At 75.0% G+C, this 25,278-nt stretch carries 18 protein-coding genes and 1 tRNA gene; 7 read left to right on the top strand and 12 right to left on the bottom strand.

The window, feature by feature from the left end; genetic code table 11:
• Positions 1-11: 11 nt before the first annotated feature.
• Positions 12-938, top strand: a complete 927-nt coding sequence (locus tag FJR00_RS05685; protein ID WP_141337842.1) for an inositol monophosphatase family protein — start codon at positions 12-14, stop codon at positions 936-938.
• Between the two features lie 49 nt (positions 939-987).
• On the opposite strand, the gene FJR00_RS05690 is transcribed toward FJR00_RS05685, so the two are convergent.
• The 4 genes from FJR00_RS05690 to FJR00_RS05705 all read right to left on the bottom strand — a co-directional run bounded on the left by FJR00_RS05690 (position 988) and on the right by FJR00_RS05705 (position 6,888).
• Positions 988-2,349: a M16 family metallopeptidase gene (locus FJR00_RS05690; protein ID WP_141337843.1), complete on the bottom strand. Its 1,362-nt coding sequence runs from the start codon at positions 2,347-2,349 to the stop codon at positions 988-990.
• An 8-nt stretch (positions 2,350-2,357) separates the two neighbouring features.
• Positions 2,358-3,698, bottom strand: coding sequence for a M16 family metallopeptidase (locus FJR00_RS05695; protein WP_141337844.1), 1,341 nt, complete (start codon positions 3,696-3,698; stop codon positions 2,358-2,360).
• A gap of 89 nt (positions 3,699-3,787) precedes the next feature.
• Positions 3,788-3,864: transfer RNA gene (locus tag FJR00_RS05700), tRNA-Met, on the bottom strand.
• Positions 3,865-3,942: 78 nt separating this feature from the next.
• A complete protein-coding gene (locus FJR00_RS05705) occupies positions 3,943-6,888 on the bottom strand; it encodes a UPF0182 family membrane protein (protein WP_181409511.1) in 2,946 nt (981 codons plus the stop codon).
• 318 nt (positions 6,889-7,206) lie between these two features.
• On the opposite strand from FJR00_RS05705, the gene FJR00_RS05710 reads away from it, so the two are divergent.
• A complete protein-coding gene (locus tag FJR00_RS05710) occupies positions 7,207-7,746 on the top strand; it encodes a PPA1309 family protein (RefSeq protein ID WP_141337846.1) in 540 nt (179 codons plus the stop codon).
• A gap of 21 nt (positions 7,747-7,767) precedes the next feature.
• Here FJR00_RS05710 and FJR00_RS05715 read toward each other — a convergent pair whose 3' ends face one another.
• Both FJR00_RS05715 and FJR00_RS05720 read right to left on the bottom strand, forming a co-directional pair.
• Positions 7,768-8,925, bottom strand: coding sequence for a YlbL family protein (locus tag FJR00_RS05715; RefSeq protein ID WP_141337847.1), 1,158 nt, complete (start codon positions 8,923-8,925; stop codon positions 7,768-7,770).
• A 13-nt stretch (positions 8,926-8,938) separates the two neighbouring features.
• On the bottom strand, positions 8,939-9,370 hold the full coding sequence (locus FJR00_RS05720; protein ID WP_238330329.1) for a molybdenum cofactor biosynthesis protein MoaE: 432 nt from the start codon (positions 9,368-9,370) through the stop codon (positions 8,939-8,941).
• Between the two features lie 198 nt (positions 9,371-9,568).
• Between FJR00_RS05720 and FJR00_RS05725 the strand changes: the two genes are divergently transcribed.
• Together FJR00_RS05725 and FJR00_RS05730 are read left to right on the top strand one after the other, a co-directional pair.
• A complete protein-coding gene (locus FJR00_RS05725) occupies positions 9,569-11,017 on the top strand; it encodes a zinc-dependent metalloprotease (RefSeq protein WP_238330330.1) in 1,449 nt (482 codons plus the stop codon).
• Positions 11,018-11,083: 66 nt separating this feature from the next.
• On the top strand, positions 11,084-11,917 hold the full coding sequence (locus FJR00_RS05730) for a hypothetical protein (RefSeq protein ID WP_141337849.1): 834 nt from the start codon (positions 11,084-11,086) through the stop codon (positions 11,915-11,917).
• 13 nt (positions 11,918-11,930) lie between these two features.
• Here the strand turns inward: FJR00_RS05730 and FJR00_RS16645 are convergent, their stop codons facing one another.
• The 4 genes from FJR00_RS16645 to nudC all read right to left on the bottom strand — a co-directional run bounded on the left by FJR00_RS16645 (position 11,931) and on the right by nudC (position 15,877).
• Complete coding sequence (locus tag FJR00_RS16645) at positions 11,931-12,350, bottom strand: WhiB family transcriptional regulator (protein WP_083664305.1); 420 nt, start codon at positions 12,348-12,350, stop codon at positions 11,931-11,933.
• A gap of 126 nt (positions 12,351-12,476) precedes the next feature.
• Complete coding sequence (locus tag FJR00_RS05740) at positions 12,477-12,674, bottom strand: hypothetical protein (protein ID WP_141337850.1); 198 nt, start codon at positions 12,672-12,674, stop codon at positions 12,477-12,479.
• Between the two features lie 114 nt (positions 12,675-12,788).
• Entirely contained in the window at positions 12,789-14,954 is a 2,166-nt protein-coding gene (locus tag FJR00_RS05745; RefSeq protein ID WP_272949569.1) for an ATP-dependent DNA helicase UvrD2, read from the bottom strand.
• Complete coding sequence (gene nudC / locus FJR00_RS05750; protein WP_238330331.1) at positions 14,951-15,877, bottom strand: NAD(+) diphosphatase; 927 nt, start codon at positions 15,875-15,877, stop codon at positions 14,951-14,953. The genes FJR00_RS05745 and nudC overlap by 4 nt, the downstream gene beginning before the upstream one ends.
• Positions 15,878-15,970: 93 nt before the next feature.
• Between nudC and FJR00_RS05755 the strand changes: the two genes are divergently transcribed.
• Positions 15,971-17,623, top strand: coding sequence for a phosphotransferase (locus tag FJR00_RS05755; RefSeq protein ID WP_337678385.1), 1,653 nt, complete (start codon positions 15,971-15,973; stop codon positions 17,621-17,623).
• A 2-nt stretch (positions 17,624-17,625) separates the two neighbouring features.
• Here the strand turns inward: FJR00_RS05755 and FJR00_RS05760 are convergent, their stop codons facing one another.
• Together FJR00_RS05760 and FJR00_RS05765 are read right to left on the bottom strand one after the other, a co-directional pair.
• Positions 17,626-20,967: an ATP-dependent helicase gene (locus FJR00_RS05760; RefSeq protein ID WP_238330332.1), complete on the bottom strand. Its 3,342-nt coding sequence runs from the start codon at positions 20,965-20,967 to the stop codon at positions 17,626-17,628.
• Positions 20,964-24,179, bottom strand: coding sequence for an ATP-dependent helicase (locus tag FJR00_RS05765; protein ID WP_238330333.1), 3,216 nt, complete (start codon positions 24,177-24,179; stop codon positions 20,964-20,966). Before FJR00_RS05765 ends, FJR00_RS05760 begins: the two co-directional genes overlap by 4 nt.
• A gap of 95 nt (positions 24,180-24,274) precedes the next feature.
• Here FJR00_RS05765 and FJR00_RS05770 point away from each other — a divergent pair, with 95 nt between their 5' ends.
• Together FJR00_RS05770 and FJR00_RS05775 are read left to right on the top strand one after the other, a co-directional pair.
• The gene (locus FJR00_RS05770; protein WP_141337854.1) at positions 24,275-24,910 is read left to right on the top strand and encodes a TetR/AcrR family transcriptional regulator; all 636 of its coding nucleotides are present in this window, start codon (positions 24,275-24,277) and stop codon (positions 24,908-24,910) included.
• A 61-nt stretch (positions 24,911-24,971) separates the two neighbouring features.
• Positions 24,972-25,196: a DUF3107 domain-containing protein gene (locus tag FJR00_RS05775; RefSeq protein WP_075959125.1), complete on the top strand. Its 225-nt coding sequence runs from the start codon at positions 24,972-24,974 to the stop codon at positions 25,194-25,196.
• Positions 25,197-25,278: the final 82 nt, after the last annotated feature.

Genomic DNA, 25,278 nt, shown 5'->3' on the forward strand with positions numbered 1-25,278 from the left:
ACGGTGGGCCGGTGCCCGCCTACGACGACGACCTGCGCCTGGCCCACGTCCTTGCGGACGCGGTCGAACGCACGGCGCTCGACCTCTTCGGATCCCCGGACCTGCAGGTGTCGGTGGGCGACGACGGCGCGCTGTCCACCCAGGCCACGGCCCGGCTGGAGGACCTTCTGCGCCACCAGCTGGGGCGGACCCGGCCGCGCGACCGGGTCGTCGGCCGCGCCCACGAGGAGACGGGCCAGGGCGAGCGGTGCTGGGTGCTCGACCCGGTCGACGGCACCGCCAACTACGTCCGGGGGGTGCCCGTCTGGGCGACGCTGATCTCGCTCGTCGTCGCCGGTGAGCCGGTCCTGGGGCTGGTCTCGGCACCGTCCCTGTCCCGCCGCTGGTGGGCGGGCAGGGGCTCGGGGGCCTGGACGGGCCGTGCCCTGACCCGGGCGTCACGGGTGCATGTCAGCGACACCCGGGTCCTGGCGCACGCCTCGGTGTCCGCCGACGAGGTGGCGGCCTGGTCCCACGGTCCGCACGGGGCGGGGTTCGACCGCCTCACGGACCGGGTATGGCGTACGCGCGCGTTCGGGGACTTCTGGAGCCACGCCCTCGTCGCCGACGGCGCGGTCGACGTCGCCCTGTCGGCCTGGATGGACGCGTTCCAGGCCTCGACGCTCAGCGCCCTGGTCGCCGAGGCCGGCGGGCGCACGAGCACCCCGGAGGGGCTGCCGGTCGGCCAGGGCGACCCCCGGCGCGCCTCCGCCGTCGTGGCCACGAACGGTCTGCTGCACGACGAGGTCCTCACGCTCCTGGGCTCAGGCAGCGCCGCCGGACCGGTCGCCGGGCGCGCAGCGGCTTCCGGGCAGGTGCCCGGCCCTGCCGTCCACGCGTCCGAGGGCCGGGGCCGGCCGTCCGGCCCACCCCCCGGTGGGGAGGAGCCGCAGGGCTGACGGACCGCCCGCCACCGCGGGCCGTCTCCCGCGCGGAGGAGACGTCCCGTCAGAGTCGGGAGTCGTCGTCCTCGTCGACGACCTCGAGCGGGCCGACCTCCAGCTGCTCCAGGCCGACCGTCCGGTCGGGGTCCCCCACCAGGACCACCGTCCACGGGGCGGACGCCCGCACCTCGTCCCAGGCCGCCCCGACCGCGTCGCGCTCCAGCCCGCGCACCTGGGACAAGGTCTGCGTGACGGTGTCCAGGGCCAGCCCCTCCCCCGCCAGCGACACCAGCTCGTCCGCCACGGCGTCGGCGGTGGCGTACCGCCCGGGGGCGGTCATGGCCACGAAGTCCGCCGCATCCCGGACCTCCCGGTCGGTGATCCCCGGTCCGGGGACGTCGAGGATCCGGAGGGTCTCGGCCAGCGCCGGGACGGTCGCGTCGGCCCGCACGGATCCGGCGACCACCGTGGTGCCGCCGACGCTGCGCGGCCGGAACCCCAGGCGCACGCCGTAGGTGTAGCCCCGCTCCTCGCGCAGCACGCGGTCGAGGCGGGCGTGCGGGGCACCCCCCAGGAGCATGGCGAGGACCTGGTAGGTGCCCCAGCCCCGGGGCGTGCGCCGGTCGGGGCCGGGCCGGCCGAGGTAGATCTCGGTCTGCGCCAGGCCGGGGCGCGGGACGAGCACGGTCCGGTGGGCCCGGTCCGACCGGCGTGCGGGTCCGGGCGCCCCGGCCACCTCGTCGTCGCCCTTCCAGGCGCCCACCGTGGCCGCCACCGTGCCGACCGCGGACGGGGCGTCGGAGAGGTCGCCGACCAGGACCACGGTCGCGCCCCGGGCGGTCAGCTGCGCGTGCCGGTCGCGGAGGTGGTCGCTGGTCAGCCTCGAGACGGTCGCCGTCGTCCCGCCCACCGGGAGGTGGGGACGGTCCCGGGGGTCGAAGTAGGCGGCGGTGAAGGCCCGGGCGGCACGGACCCCGGGGTCCGCGTGCTCGTGGGCCAGGTCGACGAGCCGGTGCCGCCGCAGGCGGTCCACCTCGGCCTCGGGAAAGCTCGCCGAGGAGAGGCACTCGGTCAGCAGGGCCAGCGCGATGCCGAGGTGACGCCCTGCGACCTCCAGACCAAGGTGCACGCCTCGCTCGCCCGCACCGGCACCCCAGGCGATGCCGTGACGTTCCGTGAGCTCGGCCAGCTGCTCCCCGGTGTGCTGGGACGTCCCCTCGTCGAGGGCGCGGGCCATCAGCAGGGTGGCGCCCTCGGTCCCGCGCTCCTCGTCGGAGACGGGCAGCGGCAGGAAGACCCGGAGGGAGAGCACGTGCTGACCGGGGAGGTCGACGAGCAGGAGCCGCATCCCGTTGGGCAGGGGCACGACGGACGGCTCGGGGAAGGACCACGGGGCAGGGGGACCCACCTGCGGGCGCTCGGTCACGCGGCCGTTCACGGCAGTTCCCCGGCCGGGTGCGCGGCGGCCCCCTGGGCCGTCGCGGTCCGTGGGACCCCTCCGGACCCGGCCCCGGCCCTGCGGTAGCGCAGCGTGCTCATCACCTCGGGGGACAACCAGGTCGCCGCCGCCTGCCGGACCTCGTCGGGACCGACGGCCATGACGTCGTCCAGGTAGGTGTTGACCTGACCCGCGTCCCCCAGGCTCACCGCGGCCCGGGACAGCAGCTCGGCGCGCTCGTCGTGCGAGGACAACGCCTCGAGCCAGGACCGCTCGGTGTCCGCCCGGGAGGCCTCCAGCTCGGTCTCGCCGGGGCCGGCCTCCCCCAGGGAGGCCAGTTCCTCGTGCACCGCAGCCTCGACCTCGCCGGGGTCCGTCCCGTCCGCCACGTCCAGGACCAGCAGCCCCAGGCTGGCACCGTCCACCAGACCGAGGGCCGAGGCATGGACGCCGCTCGCGCTCTCCTCCCGCCGCAGCAGGCGACGGTGCAGCCGCGAGACGTCCAGGGACGCCAGGGCGTCCAGCGCCATGGTGCAGTGCAGGAACTGGGGATCGGTCACCGGGGGCAGCCGGAAGGTCAGGTACAGCCGGTCGGAGGGGACGTCCTCGACGAGGTCGCGGACGACGGGGTCGGACGAGGGTCCCAGCGTGGGGCGGCGAGGAGGACGGTCCTCGGTCCCGTCGACGAGGTGCCCCAGGAAGTGCTGGGCGCGGTCCACCACCTGGGCGGGGTCCACGTCGCCGACGACCGTGAGCGTGGTCGTGCGCGGGCCGTAGTGGGCACGGTAGAAGGCGTGGACGTCGGACAGGTCGGCGGACAGGAGGTCGTCCATCTCCCCGATCGTCGTGTGGTGGTAGGGGTGTCCGGCGGGGAAGACGGCCTGGCAGGCGTGCGCGAGGGCCTGGCCGTACGGGACGGTGTCGTAGCGCTGCCGCTTCTCCTCCACCACCACGTCCCGCTGGTTGTCGAGGGTGGTCTGGGTCAGCGCGGGGAGCAGGTGGCCGTGCCGGTCGGCCTCCAGCCACAGGGCCAGGTTGAGCACACCGGACGGCACGGACTCCACGTACGTCGTGCGGTCGAAGGACGTGGTGGCGTTGGAGCGCCCGCCGTGGGCCATGAGCAGCGACATGTGCTCGCCCTCGCCGACGAGCTCGGACCCCTGGAACATGAGGTGCTCGAACAGGTGGGCCAGGCCCGTCCGTCCCGGGCGTTCGTGGCGCGACCCCACGTCCACCCAGAGGTTGAGGGACAGGGCGGGCACCGACCGGTCCGGACTGACCACGACGCGCAGCCCGTTGTCGAGCGTGGTCGTCGAGACGGGGTAGTCGAGAGGCATGGTGGGGCCACTGTACGTGCGGCCCGGGCACCAGCTGGGCCCGGGACGGACGAAGGCCCGGACCGTGTCGGTCCGGGCCTTCGTCGCGGTGGTAGCGGGGGCAGGATTTGAACCTGCGACCTCCGGGTTATGAGCCCGGCGAGCTACCGAACTGCTCCACCCCGCGTCGTTGCTCCACCTACTCTAGGTCACGGGCCGCGGAGGACCAAATCGGCCACCTGGGGTCCGTGGGCCGTCGTGGTTCTCACGGCTCGGCGGTGACCTCCGCCTCGTCGCCCGGTGCCTGGGTCTGGTCGGCACCGTCCACGGAGACCGAACCACCCTCGGGGCTGGCCTGCACGGCCCGCGCGATGGCTTGCTGCAGCCGTTCCTGGGCCTGTCCGTAGGCCTCCCAGTCCCCGGCCTCGAGCGCCTCCTGGCCCTCGGCGTAAGCCTGCTCGATGTCGGCCACCGCCCGGGCCAGCGCGGTGTCCGGATCCAGCTCGGCCTCCGGCTCCTCGGCCCCGTCCTCGGGGGCGCCGGACGCCCCGGCGTCGCCCGCCGTCGCGCCCGAGTCGCCGCCGAACAGCTCGTCGAGGGCGCCGTCAAGGGTGTCCGACCAGGCCAGGTCGTTGCCGAAGGCCACGACGACCACGCGCTGGAGCGGGTAGGCGGACGCGCTGCGGGCCTGGACGTAGATGGGCTCGACGTAGAGCAGGCCGCCACCGACCGGAAGCGTCAGCAGGTTGCCGTAGTCGACCCGGGAGTCGTCGGAGCTGTTGAGGTTGATGAACTGCGACAACGTCTGGGCGAACGCCTGCGAGTTGGCGTCCGAGGAGTTGATGTCGTTCTGGAACTGCCCCGGACCGCGGACGGTGGTGTCGCGCGGCAGCACGAGCATCCGCAGCTGCCCGAAGTCGTCGCGGCGTTCACCCGCCTGGCTGCCGGCGTCGGCGTCGACCGCCAGGTAGCCGGTGAGGTTCTGCCGTTGCGACCCCGCCGGGATGTAGGTGGTGGTCAGGCTGAACGTCGGCTCGTCCTGCCCGGGCATGGCCACCGACAGGTAGTGCGGCGGCATGTCCGGCTTGGTCTCACCGGGGACGCTGGGGTCCTCCGAGACGGTCCAGAAGTCCTGTCCGGTGAAGAAGGACCCGGCGTCCTGCACGTGGTAGCGCGAGAGCACCGAGCGCTGCACCTTGAACAGGTCCTCGGGGTAGCGCAGGTGGTCCATCAGGTCGCCGTCGATCTGCGACATCGGCAGCACGGTCCCGTCGAAGGCGCTGGACCACGCCTTGAGCAGGGGGTCCTCCTCGTCCCAGGCATAGAGCCGCACGGTGCCGTCGTAGGCGTCCACCGTGGCCTTGACCGAGTTGCGGATGTAGTTGACCTGGCCGGCCCCGATCGTGGTGATGTTCTCGGCCTGGGCGACCCGCGAGTCCGCGGTCACGGCGCCCAGCTCCTCCATCTGGCTGTACGGGTAGCGGTTGCTCACGGTGTAGCCGTCCACGACCCACTGCACCCTGCCGTCCACCACCGCGGGGTAGGGGTTGCCGTCCAGCCGCAGCCAGGGCGCCACCCGCTCCACCCGCTCGCGGGGCTCCCGGTGGTCGAGCATCCGGGAGTTCTCGTTGAGCGAGTCCGAGAGCATGATCTCGATCTGGCGGTACTTGATCGCGTAGGCAGCGCGGCGGACGATCGACCCGATCTCCACCCCTCCGGTGCCGTCGTAGGTGTTGCGCACCTCGCCGGTCTCCTGGCCGCTCGCCGGGTAGTCCAGCTCCCGCGGGCCCTCTCCCTCGGCCGCCCCGACGATCGAGTAGTTCGTCGACGCCTCGCCGAAGTAGATCCGGGGCTCGTAGTCGCCCAGCCCTCCGATGGGCGGGATGTTCCGTTCGAAGAAGAGCGGCTCGCCCTCCGTGGAGCGGCGGTTGCCGTAGGCGGCGACCACGCCGAAGCCGTGGGTGTAGACCGTGTGGTCGTTGACCCAGTTGCGCTGGGCGGCGGAGATGCCGTCCAGGTTGAGCTCACGGACGGCGATGACGGTGTCGACCGTCTCGCCGTCGACCTCGTAGCTGCCCACGTCGAGCGCGTCGGCGAACTGGTAGTAGTTGCGCACGCCCTGCAGCTGACGGAAGGTCGGCGAGACGACCGAGGGGTCGACGATGCGGATCCCGGGGATGGTGTCGGCGTCGGCACGCAGCTGACCGGGCTCGGCCTCGGTCTCGGCGTCGAAGTCGATCTTCTCCAGCCCTTCCAGGTCGTACGCCGCCAGCGTGCTGTCGATGGCCCGCTCGATGTAGGGCACCTCGAGCTGGGCCTCGGACGGACGCACCTGCAACGACTGGACGAGGGAGGGGTAGACCCCGCCCAGCAGCAACGAGACCACAAGGAGCCCGGCCAGGCTGATGAGCGGCAGCCGCCAGGCCTTGGTCCAGATCGTGGACAGGAAGAAGGCTGCGGCCAGCAGGGAGGCCACGGCAAGGATGCTGCGGGTGGGCAGCACGGCGTTGACGTCGGTGTAGGTCATGCCGGTAATGCGCGCGTGCTCGTTCATCGACAGCGTGAAGCGCTCGATCCAGTACCCGCCGGCGCGGACCACCAGCAGCAGGGCCAGGAGGACCGCCAGGTGGATCCGGGCCGCGGTCGTGGTCCGGGGGCGCCCCGGTCCGGCCTGCAGCTGGAGCCCTCCGTAGATGTAGTGGGTCACCAGGGCGCCAACCAGGCTCAGGCCCAGGACCAGCGTGCTGTAGGAGACCACCATCTGCCAGAAGGGCAGGCTGAAGACGAAGAAGCCCACGTCCAGCCCGAACTCGGGGTCCTCGACCCCGAACGGCTCCCGGTGCAGGAAGAGCAGGATGTTCTGCCACTGGGACGCCGCGGCGGTGCCGGTGAAGCCGCCCAGGACGAGGGGGACGGCGACGAAGACCAGCTTGCGGACCGGGTCCAGGGCGCTGCGGTAGCGGTCCAGCGCGGCCTGCTCCGGGGTGCTCGGGGCGTAGACGGGCCGGTGCCGCCAGGCCAGCCACAGCCCCGACCAGACGATGAGGGCGGTGATGGCGCCCGCGCCGAGGAAGAGCGCCACCTGGGTCAGCAGCCGCGTCGTCAGGACGGTGCGGTAGCCGACCGAGTCGTACCAGAGGAACTCCGTCCACAGCGTGGCGGCATACCCCACGACCGACAGCAGACCCAGCAGGATGAGGACCGTGGGCACCCACCGGCTGCGGCCGGGCCGGGCCGGGCCACGTGGTCCGGCGGGACGTCGGGGCCCCCCTCCGCCCGGGCCGGGACGACCGGGTCCGGGGCGACCGCCCCCTGCTCCTCCGGAACCGGGACCCGCAGGTCCACCACCCCCGGCGGACGCGGGACCGGACGGCCCGCCGCGGGGCCCGTCCGCGGGGCCAGGACCACCACCGGATGGCGGGCCCACGGGCTCGTCGGGGTCGTGACTGCTGTCCTGGTCGCTCACGCCGTCCACCCTAGACGGCTTCCCTGGATGTTCCGGAACCGCGGGCGGTGGCACCATGGGCGGGTGACACCCGACCAGTCAGCGTCCACCGTCCCGTCCCCCCTCCTGACCGCAGCGGTCGACACCGAGCGGCACGTGGCCCGGGTCGGCTGGGACCAGCCGCCCCGGTTGTTCGCCCTCGTCCGCACCCGGGTGCTGCGCGACCGCGAGCCGGACCTGGTGGAACGGCTCGGCGACGCGGACGACGACGGCTACACGGCCATCGAGCAGGAGGGCCTGCCCCCCACATCCGACCTGGAGTCCCTCCTGGGCCGGATGGCCTGGCCCGACGAGGTGGACGGCGTCGCGCTCTCCGTCGAACGCATCGTCGTCCCGCCGGAGGCGGAGCGGGACCTGCCCGACGATCCCCGGCTCGCGACCGACCGGCTGGCGGCGCACCCGGCCCGCAAGGACGTCCGGCTGCTCGCCGCGTGCCTGCGGACCGGGGAGCAGGTCTGCCTGCTGCGTCAGCGCGACCACGACGAGGACGACGCCGTCGCCGTCGGCCGGGACCTGGCCCCGGGGCTGACCCACGCGCTCGCAGCGACCCTGCAGGACGACTGACCGCCCGGCCGGGAGCTCGGCTCATCCCGTGGCGGGGGCCCCGTCCTCGTCAACGACATCCTGGCAGCTGGGCAGGTCGAGGGCGCCGACGTCGTCCGACCCCGCCGCCGCCTCCACGTGCTCCCGGGCCTCCGCGAACGTGGCGACCGGCACCACCACCAGCCCGTCGGGCCGACCCTCGACCACCTCGTCGCAGTTGTCCTCCGGCGCCAGGAACAGCTCGACCCCGGCCTCCTCCGCGGCATACATCTTCTGGCGGACCCCGCTGATCGGGCCCACGTTGCCCAGCCCGCTGATCGTGCCCGTCCCGGCCACCGACCGTCCCCCGGTCAGGGCTCCGGGCGTGATCCGGTCGTAGATGGCCAGCGAGAACATCAGGCCGGCGCTGGGCCCGCCGACGTTGCCCGCGCTGATGGTCACGTCGTAGGGCATGTCGTACCGGGGGGCCAGGTAGACGCCGACGATGGTGCGCCCGCTCTCCTCGTCCCGCACCGTGGGCACGTCGAGGGTGACCTCCTCGCCGTCGCGGACCAGCGTCATGGAGGCGCTCTCGCCCGCGGTGACCTCCTGCAGCCGGGACCGGACGGTCTCCGCGTCGGTCATCGGCTCGCCCTCGACCTCGAGGATCTCGTCGTCCACGTGCAGCACGCCGTCGGCCGGCGCGTCGGCGATGACCTGGGCCACGACGATGTCCTCGGGGACCTCGATGCCGGCCTCCCGGAGGGCGACGACGGCGGCGTCCTGCTGGGAGTGCTCCATCAGCTCGGTGTTCTGCTCACGCACCTGCTCGGCGGTCACCTGCTCGGGGAAGATCTCCTCCCGCGGGTGGACGGTCAGGGCGGGGTCGAGCGCCGCCCGGCCCCACTCCAGGAGGGTGACCTTCTCCCCCGGTCCGCCGTCGAGGCGGACGGTGGTGAAGAACAGGTCACCCTCGGTCGGGTGGTCCTCCAGCTCGGGGTCGAGGACCACGACCGGGGTCCCGTCGATGGAGTCCAGGGTGTCGAACACCGGGCCGGGTTCGTACACGACCTTGTCCACCCCGACCCAGCTGGCGGCGGCCGCAGCCACCACGAGCAGGGGGACCAGCAGCAGGGTCGCCCCCGAACGCCGGCCGATGCCGGTGTGCGGGACCCGGTCCGGCTGCTGCCGGGGATAGCCGTGGTGGTAGCCCTCGCTCACGGTGCCCTCCTCGTCACAGGCCCACCCAGCTGTGGTCCCCCTCGGACCACTCCTGGCGCTTCCAGATCGGCACCTCCGCCTTGAGCTCCTCGATCAGCCGACGGGCACCGTCGAACGCCTCCGCCCGGTGCTCGGCGGCGACCGCGCACACCACCGCGAGGTCGCCGACCCGCAGCTGCCCGGTGCGGTGCACGGCATACACCCCCTGGACCTGGTCCAGGGCCGCCACCGCGCCGGCGATCCTGCGCAGGTGCTCAACGGCGCCGGGGTGGGCGCTGTACTCGAGGACGGCGACCCCCTCACGCCCCTCGTCGTGCTCCCGCACGGTGCCGACGAACAGGGCCACTCCCCCCGCCCGGGGATGGTTGACGCCGGCCAGCGCCTCGTCCACGGAGAGGGGGGCCTCGCGCACCTCGGCGACGACGGTCGGCTGCTCAGCACTCACGGCGCCATCATGCCGCACCCGCCCTGGGAACCGGCTGGACGAGCAACAGGACGGCGTGCCCGAGGGGCGTCGGAACGTCGAGCGGTCCCCCGGCGTTGTCGTGGGTGCAGCGCCGGGTCGACCCGGCCCGGACGGCCGCCGCCCGCCCGCCGTGGCAGGCTTGGTCGACCGACCCCGTGCGGAAGGAAGAGAGCCGACGTGTCCCAGAACCCGCCCTCCGAACGCCCCGACGACGAGCCGGACCCCTTCGAGGCCCTGCTCGGCGGACCGGTCCCGCCGCAGATGCGGGAGGCCCTCGAGGCCATGGGGCTGGGCTCCATGGACCCCCAGCAGATCCGGCAGATGCGGTCCCAGATGGAGCTGCTCCTCGGCGGGGGTGGCGGTGACGACGGGCCGGTCAACTCCGAGCTGGCCCGGGACGTCGCGCGCCAGGTGGTCGCCCAGGACGCCGGTGACGTCTCGGTCGGCGGGGCGACGGTGCGCGACGTGGAGCAGGTGGTGCAGGTCGCCTCCCTGTGGCTGGACCAGGTCACCGACCTGCCTCGGCCGGAGGGGCCGACCCGGGCCCTCAGCCGGGCCGAGTGGGTCGAGCTGACCCTGCCCCTCTGGGAGCGGCTGACCGCGCCCGTGGCCGAGGGCCTGCAGACGGCCATGTCCTCGGCGATCCGGGAGCAGATGTCGCAGCTGGGCCAGGAGGGCGGACCGGAGATCCCGGGGCTTCCCCCCGGGATGAACCCGGCCGCGCTGATGGGGCAGATGGAGCCCATGGTGCGCCGCATGAGCGCGAGCATGTTCGGGGCCCAGGTCGGTCAGGCGGTCGGCACGCTGGCCACCGAGATCGTGTCCGGCACGGAGGTGGGCATCCCGGTCACGGGCGACGAGTCCGTCGCGATCCTGCCCGCCAACGTGGCCGCCTTCGCGGAGGGCCTGGAGGTGGACGCCGGTGAGGTGCACCTCTACCTGGCCGTGCGCGAGGCCGCCCGGGTACGGCTGTTCGCCGGCGTGCCGTGGCTCGGCCCGCAGCTGCTGGGCGCCGTGGAGCAGTACGCCCGCGACATCCGCATCAACACGGACGGGATCGAGGAGGCCGTGCGGAAGGCCGACCCCCAGGACCACGAGGCCATGCAGGAGGCGCTGGGGGACAGCCTGTTCGCCACGGAGCCGAGCCCGGCGCAGCAGGCGGCGCTGGCCCGGCTGGAGACCCTCCTCGCCCTCGTCGAGGGATGGGTCGACGTGGTCGCCGCCCAGGCCGCCGACCAGCACCTTCCGCACGCTGGGGCGCTGGCGGAGGCGGTCCGTCGTCGTCGGGCCAGCGGTGGGCCGGCGGAGAAGACCTTCGCCTCGCTCGTGGGGCTGGAGCTACGGCCGCGGAGGCTGCGGGACGCCGCCAACCTGTTCGCGGCCCTGGAGTCGACGCACGGCCAGACGGCACGGGACGAGGCCTGGGGCCACCCTGACGTGGCACCCACCGCCGCGGACCTCGACGACCCGCTGGGGTATGCCGAGCGGCGTGGGGCCGCGCAGGAGGACGTCTCGATCTCCGACGCCGACATCGAACGCCTGCTCTCCTCGGCCGAGGACCCCTCGGGCCCGGGCACGGACGACCAGCAGCAGGACGACCCCGGCGAACCCGGCGGCGACCGCTGACGAGCCGGCGCCCGGCCTGTGGACGGCCGAGGGCGCAGCCCGCTGGGCGGGTGGCAGGGTGGCCGGGTGACTTCCCGCGCCACCCCCCGCACCGGTCGCACGGTCCCGCTGCCCGACCCCGCCACGGCCGCCACCTGGCAGGTCGGGGTCGGCCCGGGAGCCGTCGTCGTGCACCTCTCCCCCGGAGGGGACACCGGGGGCCAGCGGCGGACCACCTCCGAGGCCCCCGCCGGGCCGGCATCGGAGCCCCTCTCCTGCGTCCTTCCGCTGGCGCAGGCCCTCGCGCAGGGAGCCGGGCCCCCCGACGTCGCCGGGCCGGCACCGGCCCGCGCTCCGGAGGTCGACGCCGACCCCGCCGGGGGCCTGGGCACCGCCGTCCGGGTCCGGGGAGCGGGCCCGATCGCCAGGCGCCTCCGTCGAACGCTCGCCCCGGTCCTCCTCGACGGGGAGGACGAGGACGGCCGTGCGCCCGAGGTGGCCGTCCACCAGCACGTGGTCCCGCCCGACGTCGGGCTCGCCGCGGCCCGCTCCGGGCGGACCGTCCTTCCCGTCGTCGTCCAGCCCCGGCGCGTGGTCGTGGGCCCCGTGACCGTCCCGACGGGCCCGTGCCTGCACTGCCTTGACCTGCACCGCCGGGACCGCGACCCGCGGTGGGCGGTCGTGGCCACCCACCTCGGGCATCCGGTCGAGCAGGTCCGCCCCACGCCGGTCCCGGAGGTTCTCCAGGCCGCCGCCGAGGGTCTTGTCCTGCTGCTGCTCGAGGCGGTCCGCGACCGACGGCCCGTGCAGCCCGGGCTGACCCACGAGGTGGGCCTGCAGACGCCCCACGTGGTCACCCGACGCTGGCCGGTCCACCCGGCGTGTCCCTGGCACCCCGGCGACCCGGGCGACCCGGGCTGAGGCCGGGCCGACGTCAGGCCGCGACCTCGTCCTTGCGCGGCCGGCCGCGGGGGCGCTTGCGCGGCACGACCCGGCCCTGCAGGATCAGCTGCCCTCCCCACACGCCCCAGGGCTCCGCGCGTCGCAACGCCTCGGCGAGGCAGCCCGAGCGGATCGGGCAGGCCCCGCACAGGTCCTTGGCCTGCTCGACCTCGTGGGGCAGCTCGGCGAACCACAGGTCGGCGGGGTGCTGACGGCAGGGCAGCTCGGCGAGCGCGTCGGCGCCGGTCGGCCCGGGCGCGGACGGGAGGGCAGGGGCCGCTGAGTCGCCGGCGCCGGTGGGGCGGACGGCGGTGGTGCGCGTGGTCGTGGTTCGGGTCGTGGTGGCGCCGGGCACGGCAGGTCCTTCCTCGGACGGACGGCGGTCGACGGGGGCGGGTGACGAGGTCGTCATGGCGGTGGGTGCTCCTGGGCTGTGCCCCGCGGCTCCGGCACCCCCCGGCGCAGACGCAGGGTGGCACAGAACGGCCGCGGGCCCTCGGACGAGGACCCGCGGCCGTGCGGACGGCAGGCGGTCGGCCTACGTGGTCCGGGCGGTGGTCGGGTCCAGGGTGGGGTCGGTGGTCAGGGTGGAGACGGCGGGACGCAGCACACGTCCTTCGCCGAGGGCTCCGTGGGCGGAGCTCACCCGTGGGCGCGGGACGGACGGGACGCCGGGAGCTCCCAGGGGGCGCGCGGCGACACCGGTGTCGTCGTGACCGAGGACGATCGTCTTCATGCTGGGCTCCCCTCCTTCCGTCTGCGCTCGACCCCACGGGCAGCGTGCCGTGGGCTGGACCTGAGCAACTCTAGGACGTCGCCCGAGAACTGGCAACGGTTTTTCCGCTGCCGGTCAGGCAGGCCCGGGGCCGCCTGGGCCGGTCGTCTCCTCCCGGGCGGCCTCGAGCACCTCCAGCACCCGGTCCCCGTAGAGCTCGAGCTTGCGCTCGCCGACCCCCGAGATGGCCCGCAGGCCGTCCGCGTCCCGGGGGTCCTGCTCGGCGATCGCCGTGAGGGTCGCGTCGGTGAACACGACGAAGGCCGGGACCCCCTGGGCCCTGGCCGTCTCGACACGCCACCGACGCAGCTGCTCGAAGGTCGCCTCGTCGTAGGTGGGAGGGCACTGCGAGCAGCGCCCGACCTTGCGTTCGGCCGCGCCCGAGAGCAGCGCCCCGCAGCTGCGGCAGGTGCGAGGCGTGCGGGCCGTCGCCGCCCGTCGTCCGCGGGACCGCCCGCCGGTCGGTCCGACGGCCGAGCCCCCGAGCACCGTGGCGGCAGGTGCCAGGAACCGGGACACCTTGCGGGTGGATCGTCCGCCCGCCGAGCGGGACCCGGCCCAGCTGAGGTCGAGGTGCCGTCGCGCCCGTGTCACCCCGACGTACAGCAGCCGGCGCTCCTCCTCCACCCGCTCCGGACCGTCCGCCAGGGTGATGGGCAGCAGGCCCTCGCTGCAGCCGATGAGCAGGACCGCATCCCACTCCAGCCCTTTCGCGGCGTGCAGCGAGGCGAGGGTGATCCCCTGCACGGTGGGCGCGTGCTGCTCGGCCGCCCGACGGTCGAGCTCGGCCACCAGGTCGGCGGTCCGAGCACCGGGGGTGCTGCGGACCAGGTCGTCGGCGAGCAGGGCGATCGCCTGCAGGCTCTCCCAACGCTCACGGGTGGCGCCCCCGCCGGCCGGAGGGTCCGGCGACCAGCCCGCGCCGGAGAGGACGCCTCGGACGATCTCGCCCAGGGCGGCGGACCCGTCGTCGGACCGGACGGCCCCCCGCAGGAGGAGGACCGCCGAGCGGACCTCGGCCCGGGAGAAGAATCGTTCGCCCCCGCGGATGAGGTAGGGCACGCCTGCCTGCGCCAGGGCGGACTCGACGGCCTCCGACTGGCTGTTGGTGCGGTAGAGCACGGCGATCTCGCTGGCCGGAACGCCTGCGCCCAGGAGGGACGTGACCTTCTGGGCGACGCCGCGGGCCTCGCTCTCGTCGTCGTCGTAGGCGGTGAGGGTGGGGGCAGGGCCGTCCGCCGCCTGGGCGACGAGCTCGACCGGGGCGGCCCGGCCCGGCACCGTCCGACCCTCCTGGGGGCCGGGCGTGCGGCGGCCCCCCAGGACGAGGTTGGCCAGGTGCACCACCTGCGGGGAGCTGCGGTAGTTGCGGACCAGACGGACCGTCCGCGCGTCGGGGTGCCGACGGGCGAAGGACAGCAGGTGGTCCGCCGACGCGCCCGTGAAGGAGTAGATGGACTGGGCGGGGTCACCGACGACGCACAGGTCGGCCCGCTGCCCGACCCACTGGTCGAGGAGGTGCTGCTGGAGTCGGTTGACGTCCTGGTACTCGTCGACGACGAAGTGGCGGTACTGCTGGTGCACCTGGGCCGCCACCTGCGGGTACTCGTCGAGCAGCCCCACGGTGAGGAGCAGCACGTCCTCGAAGTCGATGACGTGCCGCTCGGCGCAGACCTCTGCGTAGACCTCCAGCACCCGGGCCATCGCGGTGGCGTCGAGACCGGCCGGCTGTCGTCCCTCCGCCCGTGCCGCGGCCGGGTAGGTCTCGGCGGTGAGCATGCTCACCTTGGCCCACTCGATCTCCGCAGCGACGTCGCGCAGCCCGGCCCGGTCCAGCCGGAGCCGCAGCCGCCCCGCCGCCTCGACCACGAGGGGCACCTTCTGGGCGACCACGTCCGGCGGGGCGCCGCCGACCGCCTGCGGCCAGAAGAACTGCAGCTGCCGCAGGGCGGCGGCGTGGAAGGTGCGCGCCTGCACGCCGGGCACGCCCAGCGTGCGCAGCCGGGTGCGCATCTCCCCCGCGGCGCGGGCGGTGAAGGTGACGGCCAGCACCCGCCCCGGGTGGTAGGCGCCGGCGGCCACGCCGTAGGCGATGCGGTGAGTGATCGCCCGGGTCTTGCCCGTCCCCGCACCCGCGAGCACGACCATGGGGCCGCTGGGGTTGGCCGCGACCTCCCGCTGCTCGGGGTCCAGTCCGGCCAGCAGCTCCTCCGGGGCCCGTGCCGGGACGGACGACGTCACCGGACCGCCCTCGGTCCGGTGATCGGGCCGCCGAACCACTCCTCGACGAGGACCCGGGCGATGGAGACCCGTGGCGGGAGGGTGCGGGACCCGTCCTCGACCCCGGCCCTCAGCTCCTCCCGGGTGTACCACGCCGCCGACCTGAGCTCGGTGCGGTCCACGGTGAGGTCGGTGGTCACGGCCCTCGCGCGGAAGCCCAGCATGAGCGAGGCCGGGAAGGGCCAGGGCTGGTTGCCCCGGTACCGCACGTCGGTGACCTGCACCCCCACCTCCTCCATCACCTCGCGGGCGACGGCGGCCTCCAGCGTCTCCCCCGCCTCGACGAAGCCGGCGAGGACCGAGACCCGTCCCTCCGGCCAGGGCTGGCCCGTGCCCAGCAGGAGCCTGTCCTCGTCGTCGACGACGGCCATGATGACGGCCGGGTCCGTCCGGGGGTAGTGCTCGGACCCGTCCCGGGGACAGCGCCGCACCCATCCGGCCTGGACGACGTCGGTGGCGGAGCCGCACCGGGGGCAGTGCCGGTGGGTGCGGTGCCAGCCGTGCAGCGCGGTCGCGGTCGTGAGCAGCCCGGCCTCCACGTCGTCGAGGTCGGCGCCGACCTCGCGCAGGGACACCCAGCCGTCGTGGTCGGGCTCCCCGTCGTGGGACGGCCCGACGTCCACCGCCAGGTATGCGGTGCCTCCGTGCCGCCCCAGGAACCAGGGGGTGCGCCCGGCGTCGTCGGCGTCGGGCGCCCGAAGGGCCAGCCCGGTGGAGGCAGCGTCCCGCAGGCGGGTGCGCCCCTCCCTCAGCTCCAGGACCCGGGTCCCGGGGTCCGCCAGCGCCTGCTCGAGCGTGGCCGCGTCGGCACGCTCGTGCGCCGACCGGGGCACGACGGAGCGGGACAGCGCCAGGTCGAGGTGGGTCTCGTCGGGCGGGCTCACCGGGCCACTGTAGGGGCAGGCGCAGGCCGTCCTGTGACGTACCGCCCCGCCTGCCGGGCTGCGGGGCGGCCACGGCATACGGTGGATCCCGTGATGCGCAGCGACCTGGCCCTGGCCGCCCTCGCCAGCGCCGCCGTCCCCGGGATGAAGCCCGTGGCGGTGGCGGGGATCGGGCCGGCCGACGACGACTCGCCCGAGGAGCACCAGCTGGCCATGGTCGAGGACACCACCGGGCGCCGGTGGCTGGTCCGCGCACCGCTGACCCCGGTCGCGGGAGCCCGGCTGCAGCAGCACGACGAGCTGGTCCGCCAGCTGTCGCGCCACGTGCCGTTCAAGGTCCCGGCCCCCGTGGGGTACGCCGACGTGGGGCGGGACGGCCGGGCCGCGGTCTACCCCTTCGTGGAGGGCTCGCCCGTCGACCTGCGCAGGTTGCCTGCCGGTCCGGGCCTGGCCAGCGCCCTGGCGCGGGCCGTGGCCGCGGTGCACAACATCCCGCGCGTCGCCTTCGAGGAGCAGGACGTCCCCGTCATGGACGCCGCCGGCTGCCGGCAGCGGCTGATCGCCGAGGTGGACAGGGCCGCGGAGACCGGACGTGTGCCGACGGGGCTCCTGGCCCGGTGGGAGGAGGCCTTCGACGCCGCCCCGCTGTGGCAGTTCGCCACCACGCCGGTCCACGGCCGTTTCCGCGGTAGCACCGTGCTGGTGACCTTCGGCGACGACGACGCCGCGAGCGGACGCGTCGTGGCCGTGACCGGGTGGGAGGAGGCCGGTGTCCTCGACCCCGCCGTCGATCTCGCCGAGCTGTGCGCCCAGGCCTCCCCGCAGGCGTGGGAGTCGGTGCTGGAGAGCTACACCCTCGCCCGCGCCCAGCGGCCCGACCCGTACCTGCACGTCCGCGCCCGGCTGCACGCCGAGGTGCGCGCGCTCCGCGGCCTGGCCGCGGCCGTCGCAGAGGAACGGGACGAGGACGTCCGCCGGACCGAGGAGTCCCTGCGCCGGATGGACCGGCTGACCGAGGACGACGACGCCCTCGTCCCGATGACCGCCCGCCGGGCGGCCGCGGACGGGATGCCGCGCGCGGGTACGGCGCCCGCCACGCCAGGGACGGACGGAGCGGCCGGTCTGCTGGACACCCCCGGTCCTGGGACGTCGACCGAGCCGCCGGGGGTCGAGGCTCCGCAGGAGCCCGCGGCACCCGCGACGCCCGAGGAGCCCGTCCTCGACGACGCGCCCGACATCCCGCCTGCCGACGTCGATGACGACGTCACCATGGAGGTCCCCGTTCCCAGGCAGACCCTGGCCGACCTCGGGGAGGGCTCCCCCGAGGTGGGTGAGGAGGCAGCCACGTCGGACGAGCCCGCCGACGACGGACCGGACGCCGACGCGTGGAACGAGCCGCCCGCCGGGCCGGGCCCGGAGGAGGCCGACGACGAGCGCTCCGGCGACGTCCTGGAAGGCCACGGGCACGAGCAGCCCGTCGAGCCCGTGGGGACGCGCCGGCCGCAGTTGAGCGACGCGGAGAGCGGACCCCGGCCCGGGCCGGAGGACGGGCTCGACGACGAGCACCGGCTGGCCGAGCTCTACGGCATGCCCGCCGAGGACGCGGCCGAGGCCGACGGCGAGGGCCAGGCCCACGGCCAGGGTGCAGCCGGCGGCGAGGGCGAGGCCGAGGAACGGAAGTCGGAGCAGCGGCCGGAGGTACGCCCCACGGACGGGTCCACGACGCCCTCACCGGGCCGGGAGTGACGTCAGCCTGACGGTGCCGCACCCTCCTGTCCGGCGGCACGACCCTCCACCAGGTCGTCGAGGAGACGCTCCAGCTCCACCTCGTCGGGAAGGTGCGGGCGCACGGTCGTCCCGGTGGCGGCGTAGAAGAACGCCGCGCGCACCTGCGCGGGCGGCCGGCCGGTGAGGCGCGCGTAGGCCACGCGGTAGATGGCCAGCTGGAGGGCGCGGTGCCGTTGCGCCTCGGCGGTGCCCGGGCTGCCCGTCTTCCAGTCGACGAGTGTCAGGCCGCCGTCGTCGTCGGCGAAGACGGCGTCGAGCCGACCTCTGACCCGTCGGCCGGCCACGGTCGTCTCCACGGCCACCTCTACGGCGACCGGGGACCGGTCGGCCCACTCGCTCGCCAGGAAGTTCTCCTGGAGCTGGGCCAGCTCCTGCGCCGGGTCGCCGTCCGGGGAGTCCTTCTCCAGGTCGTCGAGGTCGACGAGGGCGGCAGCGGCGTAGTGCTGCTCGACCCAGGCGTGGAAGGCCGTCCCGGTCCGCGCGCGTGGGGCAGGCGGCCGGGGCACCGGCCTTCGCAGCGCCGCCCGGAAGGCCTCGGGGTCACGGGAGAGCTCCACGACCGCCGAGGTGGACAGGTGGTCGGGCAGCTCGGCAGGCCCGTCGGCAGCGACGGCACGGGCACGGTCGGCCAGGAGGAGCCGGGCCCGGCGTTCCCACTCCACCTGCTCCGGCGTCGCCGGCCCTCCTGCCGGCCCGGCCGTGCGTGCGGTCACCAGCGCGTGTCCGACGTCCCGGACCGCGTCCCGTCGGGCCTCCGGCGAGGTCGGCCACGGCGCGGTCTCCTCCTCGGCGAGCCGAGGATTCTGGTGCTGGGCCGGGTCGAGCGGGTCCGGGAGCTCGGCCCACCCACGGACGGACACCTCGACCTCCGTGCTGGTCCGGACCTCCTCGAGGAACCGGGAGGTGACCCGGGGCAGCTTGCCCGTGGACCACACCGGCGCGGTCAGCAGCATGCGCCGGCGGGCCCGGGTGAACGCCACGTAGGCCAGGCGCCGCTCCTCCCTGACCGCGTAGGCCCCTCCCTCCAGGGCCATCTCCTCCAGTGCGTCCCGCAGCTCGTGCGTGTCCGCCACGGCCTGCCAGCCCAGGTCCGGACGATCCTGCCGGTCTCCCCTCAGCGGGGTCGGGAGCCGCCCGATCCCGGTGAGCCAGGTGCGGTCCTTGCGGGGACCGAGCACCCAGCCGTCCGCCTGCGCCTTGGGCTGGACCCTGCCGGACGGGAAGGTGCCCTCGACCAGCCCTGGCACGGCCACGACGTCCCACTCGAGGCCCTTGGCCGCGTGGACGGTGAGGACCTGCACGGCCCCGGCGTCCACGTGTACCTCCGCCAGCTCGGGGACCTCGGCCTCCTCCAGACCGCGCTCGTGGGCACGGGCGGCGTCCAGCCAGTCGAGGAAACCGCCCAGCGTGGGGCGCTCGGCGCTGGCTGCGTAGCCGGCGGCCACGTCCGCGAGGGCGTCCAGCTGGGCGCGGCCCCAGGCGGGGTGGAGGTCGGGGTCCGCCGCCACCTCGAGGTCCAGGCCCAGGGAGCGTTCCGCCTCGACCACGAGGTCGGGCAGGGCCAGCCCGGTCAGCGAACGGAGCCGGCGCAGCACCGAGGCCAGTCTGCGGACCCGGTCCCCGCCCTCGGGCGAGAGCTGGCGGCCCCCGGGGCCGAGCCAGCCGACGGGTGGTGGGTGGTCGAGCGCCTCGGCCAGCACCGGTGCGTGCTCCCTCCCGTGGGGCCCGGCACCGTCGCCAGGCCGGCTCAGCTCACGCGCCCAGGCCCAGAGGGCGTCCACGTCCCCGGCCCCCAGCCGGCAGACGGGGCCGGTGAGCAGCCTCATCACCTGATCCCCGCGGGTGGGTTCCTGGGTCGCCCACAGCACGGCGACCAGGTCGAGGATCTCGGGGGTGTCGAGCAGCCCGCCCAGCCCGACCACCTCCACCGGCAGCCCTCGTCGACGCAGCGCGTCGACCACCGCCGGGAACTGGGCCCTGGCCCGGCAGAGCACGGCCGCCGTGCGGCCCGGACCGAAGTGCTCGGCCACCCAGCCGGCGACGTGGTCGGCCTCCTCGATCTGATCGACGAGCCGGGCCACCTCGACCAGCCCGGGGCCCGCGGAGGGCGCGGGCGACAGCGTCCTGACGGGGATCCTGGTGGCCGCCTGCAGGTCCCCGGCGACGGCGTTGGCGGCGGCCAGCACGCTGCGGGCGTTGCGCCATGAGGTGCTCAGGCTCAGCACCGCCGCCGGCCTTCCGGCGGCCGCGAACACCTCGGGGAACCGGCTGAGGGTGCTGGCGCTGGCTCCACGCCACCCGTAGATGGACTGGTGAGGGTCCCCCACGGCGGTGATCGGCAGGTCCAGACCTCCGAAGAGCGAGCTCATGAGGACCATCTGCGCCTCCGAGGTGTCCTGGAACTCGTCGAGCAGGACGGCGCGGTATCGTGCCCGCTCGCCGTCGGCGACGGCGGCCACGTCCCGCGCCAGACGGGCCGCCAGGGCCATCTGGTCCCCGAAGTCGAGCGCCGTGCGGGCCGTCTTGGCCTGGCGGTAGCGATGCACGATCGGGTAGACGAGGGCCTGCTCCCGCAGGGCCGCGGCCAGGTCCCTGCCGGCGGCGAGCGGCCGGCGACCGTCCCGACCCGGCAGCTGGGCGACCCGATCGGCCAGCTGCTCCAGCCACGCCAGCGCATCCTCGGGTTCGACGAGATGCTCCCCCAGCTCCCCCGCCAGGTCCAGGACGGCCCGCACGACCGTCGACTCCGCCTTCTCCGTCGCGGTCATGTCACCGTCGTAGCCGGACACCACGTCGTGCGCGAGCTGCCAGCAGGCCGCCTCCGACAGCAGCTGGGAGTCCGGCTCCACGCCGAGACGCAGACCGTGCTCGGCCACCAGCCGTCCGGCGTAGGCGTGGTACGTGGACACGGTCGGCAGGTCGAAGGCCTCCCCGTCGACGGCCTCTTCCTGCCCGTCGGGGAGCCACAGCCCGGTGCGGCGGAGCTGCTCGAGCTTGACGGCCAGCCGGGCGCTCAGCTCGTGCGCCGCCTTCCGGGTGAACGTCAGTCCCAGGACCTCCTCGGGCCCGGCGTAGTCGTTGGCGATGAGCCAGATGACGCGGGAGGCCATCGTCTCGGTCTTGCCCGACCCGGCCCCGGCCACCACGACCGCCGGCGACAGGTCGAACTCGACGACGGCCCGCTGCTCCTCGGTGGGCAGGTCGGTCCCCAGCGCGGTGGCGAGGTCGTCGGCGCTGAACCGGGGGGGATGGGGCAGCCGGGACGACGGACGCGCTCCCCCGGCGAGCGAGGGCCGGCTCACCGGTGCTGCCCCTCGGGCTGGAGGGGGCAGGAGAAGCGGACGACGCAGGTCCGGCAGAGCTGGTCGTCCCGGCGGGCCGGGAAGGTGCTGCCGGCCATCCCCTTCGCCGCCTCGGTGACCAGGCGACGGGCCCAGCCCGGGTCCTCCGCATCCTGCACCGCCGGCTGGGACTGCGTGCTGAACGACCTGCCCGGTGTGCCCAGATGCACCAGCTGCGCCCCTCCGCTGCGGGCTCCGGGGGCCCGGTCGGCGAAGGCCCCCTCCTCCACGGCCACCTGGTAGGCCCCCAGCTGGGCGTGCCCGTCGATCTCGGACGCCGGCGGCTTGGTGCGCCCGGTCTTGAGGTCGATGATCCACAGCCGGCCGTGCTCGTCCCGCTCCAGCCGGTCGACGGACCCGGCCAGCTCCGCGTCGCGTCCACCCTCCGGCCCTGCCGGGACCCGGGCCCGGAGCGCCACCTCGGTGCCGACCAGGGCCCGGCCCGAGGACTCCCCGGCCGCGACGTAGGCGACGTACTTGGCCAGCATGGCGCGCGCCCTGCGGTGCTCCCGGTCCGCCACCCACCCGGGCCGGAGGCCGACGCCGGCCCAGCGCCGGTCGAGCTCGGCGGTCAGGGTGTCGAGGTCGCCGTGCGGCGTGGTGGCGACGACGTCGTGCACGAGGGTGCCGATCTCGGCCTTGACGGCATCCCCGTCCTCGCCGCCGCGGCCGGTGAGGAACCACCGGAGGGCGCAGTCGTGGAACCCCTGGACGTGGGACGGGGAGACACGGACGGGTCCGTCGGGGACCAGCGGACGGTCCGTCGAGACCTCCCGGACGTCCCACCAGGTCGCCGGGTCGGTGCCGGGGACGGACTCCCGGTCGAGCAGGAGGAGGACGTCGAGGGCGGCGTCCCGGCGCGTCCGGTCACCGGCCCGGTGGGCGCCGACGGCCTCCCTGCGCAGGTGACCCACCAGACCGCGCAGCGTCAGCGGCGGCGGGACCGTCACCAGGTCGTCGCGCGGGTAGCCGGGCCGGACGAGGTCCAGGAGCGAGGACGGCTGGTCCTCGGTGCTGGAGACGGCCGAGACGAGCAACCGTTCCGTGGCGCGGCTGACGGCGACGTGGAACTGGCGGAGCTCTCCCGCACGCACCTGTGCCTGGGCGGCCCGGACCGCCTCCGGCCCGGTGGCCGCCCGCCCCTGCAGCGCGGCGACGAGGGCCTCCGACCCCAGGAGGGTGTCGCGCAGCCGCAGGTCCGGCCACACCCCGTCCTGCACCCCCACCACCGCCACCCGGCGCCACTGCCGGCCGGCGGCGGCCTGAGGGGTGAGCACCTCGACGCTGTGCCGGTCCCGGGCCCCGACGACCAGGGTGTCCGCTGCGACGTCCGCTCCGCGGACGTGGTGCAGGAAGCTGCGGGGGGAGCTGCCCGGAAGACGGTCGACGTAGGCCTCGGCCGCCCCGAACAGGACCATGACCGCGTCGAGGTCCCGGTCGGCGCGGGCCCCGGTGGCTCCGCCGGCACGGACCTGCTCGGTCCAGACGCGCGCCAGTCCGGTGGCGTCCCACAGGGCCCAAAGGACGTCCTCGGCCGAGCCGGCAGGGTCGGCGTCGACGACCTCCCGTCCTGCCGCCAGGACGTGACCCACCCGCACCACCGGGTGGAGGTCGGGGTGCAGGTCGGACAGCGGCGACCGTCCGACGTCGCGGTCGCTCAGCATCGTCGCGAGGATCTCGTCGGCCGACCGCTCACCCCCGGCCGCCAGCTCCTCGCCCCGCAGCCGGCGCCGGAGCCGGCGTAGCTGGACGGGGTCGACCCCGCCGACCGGCGAGGTCAGCAGCAGGACCCCCTCCTCGGGTGCGACCATCCAGGGTGCGTTCCCGTCCCGGGTCACGACGTCGTAGGCGGTGAGCAGCGGGACGACCGCGGGGTCGTGCCCCAGGGGGACGCCCGAGCGGTCGAGCCGCACGGGGACGCCTCCGGAGGCCAGGGCGCGACGGAGCGACTCCTGCTGGGCGCCCGACCGCGCCACGACCGCCATCTCCTCCCACGCAACCCCGTGCAGCAGGTGGGACTCGCGCAGCCAGTGGGCCACGTAGGCCGCCTCCTGGGCGCGGCTGCGGGTGAGCGCCAGCTGCACCGGGTGGTCCTCCGTGCCCGGGGCCGCGGCCGCAGGGGGCCGGGTGCCCGGCCGTCGGTGCGCCGTGCCGTGCCCGGCGCCGATCCGGTCGGCGACGCGCGTGACGACCGCCGAGAGCACCTCGTCACCCCGGTGGCGACGTGGCAGGACGACGGTGGGGAGCGCCTCGGTGGTCGCCGTCCCGGGGACCGTGCGGCGGTCGGCCGTGTGCAGCTGGTGGGCCAGCTCCACGAACAGCTCGGGAACCGCCCCGCGGAAGCCGAGCACCGAGGCGTCGGCGTCGCCGGCGAGGACCACGTCGGTGCCGGTCCCCCCGACCACCGACACCAGGCGCGCCGCGGAGGCCGTGAGCTCCTGGGCGTCGTCCACGAGCACGACCGCGAGCCGGCCCCGGACCCGGGAAGCGAGGTCGGGGTCGTCCTCAAGGACGTCCGCCGCGGCGGTGCAGATCCAGGCGGGATCGAACGCGCCCGGCTCGGACAGTGCGGTCACCTCGTCGTACTCGGCGAGGACGTCGGCCGCCGCACACCACTCGGGCCGGTCGTGCTCTCCACCCAGCCGCCGCAGGTCCTCCGGCTCCAGGCCCCGCTCGACGGCCCGCATCAGCAGGTCGCGCAGCTGCGCCCGGAAACCGGCGGTGCCCAGTGCCGGACCCAGCCCGACCGGCCAGGAGGGGCCCCGCCCGTCGCTGGCATGCCCCGCGAGCAGCTCCCGCAGGATGACGTCCTGCTCCGCCCCCGAGAGCAGCCGTGGGAGGGGACCGCCGGACGAGGCCGCCGCGAGCCTGAGCACGGAGAACGCGAACGAGGAGGCCGTCCGCGCCAACGGCTCGGTGTAGGTCTGCCCGAGCCCCCGGCCGATGGCGGTCCGGAGCCGGGCCGCCGCCTGCCGGGTCGGTGCCAGCACGAGGCAGGCGTCGGGGTCGGCCCCCTCCGCGACCCGCTGCTGCACGTGCCGGACGAGCGCCGACGTCTTGCCCGTCCCGGGCGCCCCGGTGACCAGCAGGACCCCACCCCGGTGCGCGACGACACGTGCCTGGCCGGGGTCGGTGTCCGGTCGGCGCGGTTCGAGGTCGAGCATGGGGTCCATCTCACCATCCGTGGCCGACACACCTGCCACGGCTCTTCACCGGGCGGGGCCCCTCCCGCCCTCTAGGATGGAAAGTCCCAGTCCAGGAGGCCGTCGTGACGACACCCCCCCACCGCAGCGACCAACGGCTCCGGCTCCCGCGTGACGCACGCCGGGTGACGCTGCTGGAGGCTGCGCTGGCCGCCTTCTCGCAGAACGGCTACCACGCGACGTCGATGGACGACATCGCCGAGCGGGCCGGGGTGTCCAAGCCGGTGCTGTACCAGCACTTCGACAGCAAGCTGGACCTCTACCTCGCCCTCGCCGCCCGCGTCGCCGACGACGTCGTCGCCACCATCACCAGCGCCCTCGACTCCACGCCCGACAACGGTGCCCGGATCGCGGCCTGCGTCCGTGCCTACTTCGAGTTCGTCGACCGGCCGGCCTCGGGGTACCGGCTGGTCTTCGCCTCCGACATGGGCGCCGACCCGGCCGTGGCCACCGTGCTGGACGACGCACGCGGCCGCTGCGCCGAGGCCGTCGGCCGGGTCCTGCGGGACCAGACGGCGCTGGGCTGGACCGAGTGCGTACTGCTGGGCACGACCCTGGTGGGGATGGTGCAGTCCGCGGCCCGTCAGTGGTTCGAGGACGGGTCGACCATCCCGTTGGCGGAGGCGGCCGACCTGGTCACCATGCTCCTCTGGCGCGGGATAGCCCAGTACCCGCAGGTCGGCGACCGGGCGACGTCGTGACCACCTGGTGCTCCGGCTAGGCTCGACCTCGAACCCTGTCCCCGAGCAAGGAGGATCGCCCGTGGAGGTCCGCATCGGCATCCGCAACGTGGCCCGCGAGGTCGCGTTCGAGTCCGCCCACACCCCTGAGCAGGTCCGCGGCGTCGTCAGCGACGCGCTGTCGTCCGGGCAGCAGCTCATCGAGCTCGAGGACGACAAGGGGGGCACCGTGCTGGTCCCCACGGACGCCCTCGCCTACGTCGAGATCGGCGCCCAGGACAAGGGTCGCGTCGGCTTCGGACGGTAGGCAGGCAGGTTCGGTCCCCGTCCGCCCCGCACCCCGGGGCGGGCCTGCCCCAGCCTGCCTGAGTGGACCCTGGGAGAAGGAT

The sequence above is a fragment of the Ornithinimicrobium kibberense genome (genome assembly GCF_006519705.1).
In the GTDB taxonomy this organism is placed as follows: Bacteria; Actinomycetota; Actinomycetes; order Actinomycetales; family Dermatophilaceae; genus Ornithinicoccus; species Ornithinicoccus kibberensis.